At 76.1% G+C, this 549-nt stretch carries 1 pseudogene; it reads right to left on the bottom strand.

The features are described from left to right. Positions 1-549, bottom strand: a pseudogene (locus FV222_RS28750) (hypothetical protein); the annotation flags it as partial.

The raw sequence follows: 549 nt of genomic DNA, 5'->3' as shown, positions 1-549 counted from the left end.
GGGCGGGCGGGGCCGGCGTTGCCGGCGGCCTCCGGGATCAGCCCGGCCTCGAACAGCAGCTCGTAGCGCTCCAGCACGCGTTCCTCGTTCCAGGTCGCGCCGTTGAGGCCGAAGGTGAGGCCGAGGCGGTCGGCGCGCGAGCGCCGCAGCTTGGCGTCGGCTGGCGCGCCGGCCCAGGCCAGGAGCTCGGCCTCGATCGCGTCGAGCTCGGGCGGGCGCCCCTTCCGGAAATCCTCGTAGGGCAGGTAGCGATACCAGTTGCGCCACGCCGCCTCGGCGAGGCCCGCCGGGCGCTCCTCGCGCACCAGCGCGAGGTAGGCCACCGACAGGGTGTGGACGCCGGACGTGCTGTCCCCCTTGGCGTCGGCCTGCCGGTCGCGGTCGCCGAAGGTGTAGAGCTGCTCGACGTAGCCGAGGCGCTGGTGCGTCTGGCGCTCGACCCAGGCGCGCAGGCCCCGCTCGAGGGTGGCGTGCTCCGAGACCAGCGGCCCGGCCGGCAGCCCGTCGCCGCGCCCCGGCGCCTGGTCGGGTACGTGGACGGTCAGCGCC

The sequence above is a fragment of the Methylobacterium sp. WL103 genome, from assembly GCF_008039885.1.
Taxonomy (GTDB): Bacteria; Pseudomonadota; Alphaproteobacteria; order Rhizobiales; family Beijerinckiaceae; genus Methylobacterium; species Methylobacterium cerastii.
Note: the sequence above shows the minus strand (reverse complement) of the source record. Positions and strands in the feature narration are given on the sequence as shown.